Annotated in this window: 2 protein-coding genes; one reads left to right on the top strand and one right to left on the bottom strand. The window is 46.2% G+C overall.

Annotated elements, in window-relative coordinates:
* The coding region (locus tag ACTHUM_RS12170; RefSeq protein WP_440402978.1) for a class I tRNA ligase family protein at positions 1–1,053 on the top strand (1,053 nt) is incomplete at its 5' end.
* A 147-nt stretch (positions 1,054–1,200) separates the two neighbouring features.
* On the opposite strand, the gene ACTHUM_RS12165 is transcribed toward ACTHUM_RS12170, so the two are convergent.
* Positions 1,201–2,082 (bottom strand): FAD-dependent oxidoreductase (locus ACTHUM_RS12165; protein WP_440402977.1); only part of this gene is annotated, 882 nt, incomplete at its 5' end.

Below are 2,082 nucleotides of genomic sequence, written 5' to 3'. Positions count from 1 at the left end.
GTATCGACTAAAGCCGCAAAATACTGGGGCGCGGTCGACCAATACATCGGCGGCATCGAACACGCGATTCTGCACCTCTTATACGCGCGTTTCTTCACCAAACTGATGCGCGACGAAGGCTTGGTCAATGTTGACGAACCGTTTGAACGCCTGCTGACGCAAGGCATGGTCGTTTGCGAAACCTACTACCGCGAAAACGACAAAGGCGGCAAAGACTGGATCAACCCTGCCGATGTCGAGCTGACTTTTGACGACAAAGGCCGCCCTGTTTCCGCCGTTCTGAAAGCAGACGGACTGCCAGTCGTCATCAGCGGCACGGAAAAAATGTCCAAGTCCAAAAACAACGGCGTCGATCCGCAAGAACTGATTAACGCCTACGGCGCAGACACCGCCCGCCTGTTCATGATGTTCGCCGCACCGCCCGAACAGTCCCTCGAATGGAGCGACAGCGGCGTCGAAGGCGCACACCGCTTCCTGCGCCGTCTGTGGCGTACCGTTTACGAATACTTGAAGCAAGGCGAAACAGTCAAAGCGTTCGCAGGCAACCAAGATGGTTTGTCTAAAGAACTCAAAGACCTGCGCCACAAACTGCATTCCACTATCACCAAAGTCAGCGACGACTACGGCCGCCGTCAGCAGTTCAACACCGCCATCGCCGCCGTAATGGAACTGCTCAACCAATACGATAAAACCGACACCGGCAGCGAACAAGGCCGCGCCGTCGCTCAAGAAGTATTGGAAGCCGCCGTACGCTTGCTGTGGCCGATTGTGCCACACATCTGCGAAACCCTGTGGAGCGAATTGAACAGCGCGAAACTGTGGGAAGCAGGCTGGCCGACAGTCGATGAAGCCGCTTTGGTCAAATCCGAAATCGAAGTGATGGTTCAAGTCAACGGTAAACTGCGCGGCAAAATCACCGTCGCCGCCGACGCATCCAAAGCCGACCTCGAAGCCGCCGCCCTTGCCAACGAAGGCGCAGTGAAATTCATGGAAGGCAAGCCTGCGAAGAAAATCATCGTCGTTCCGGGCAGACTGGTGAACATCGTGGTGTAAAGCTGATTCGACATTAATTGCTGTAATTAGGAAAGGTCGTCTGAAAACTTGGAAACAGGGTTTTCAGACGACCTTTTTAAGGTAGATTGAGCTGTCTACATTACAGACCTCAAATAACTTAAATCTCAAAATCCTAAAAAAGTTCCCTTAGCCTGCACAACAAGATAATTTCGAAATATCTTTATCGAACGTAAGTGCAACTAATTTTAGCCCTTCAGCCATTGTTAAATATGGTGCTAGGGTTTCTGTTAAATCTTCTATCGTTAAGCCAAATTTAACAGCTAATGATGCTGCATAGATGACATCTCCTGCATTTTCAGATACAATATGAACCCCTAATACTTTTAGTGTTTCTGCATCTGCTACTAGTTTAAATACACCGGTTGTTTCACGGTTTACAATTGCTCTTGGAACAGCATCTAAAGGTAATACAGATGTCTTCACATCATACCCTTTCTCTTTTGCTTGTTCTTCTGTTAAACCAACCGTTGCAACCGTCGGATTCGTAAACGTAACAGCAGGAACTACCGATAAATCTATTTTTTTGTTTAATCCACCAATAGCATTATCAGTAATAATTCCACCTTCATAGGCTGCTACATATACAAATTGTGGTCCTAAAGTCACATCTCCTGCTGCATAAATCTTTTCATTACTTGTTTGACCAAAATCATTGATCAGGATTTCATTATTTTTTCCAGTTTCAACACCTGCTGCACTTAAATTTAAAGAATCCGTATTTGGTTTTCTTCCAGTGGCAACAAGTAACTGATCTGATTCAATGACTTCTCTACTGCCATTTACTGTTACGTAAACCCTTTTTATCTCTCCACTTTGTTCAACACGCTCAAAAGTTGCCCCTTTGACAAGGTTTATACCCTGTTCAATTAACGCTTTTTCAACTGACTCTGAAATCTCAGGATCATACTCCTTTAAAAGTCGCTCACTTCTTTGCATAAGCGTTATTTCTGAACCTAAATGATGAAATAGTTGTCCAAGCTCCATTCCAATGTATCCTGAACCAATTAC

Source organism: Neisseria sp. P0021.S006 (genome assembly GCF_051956895.1).
This window is presented reverse-complemented; position numbering and strand designations above follow the sequence as displayed.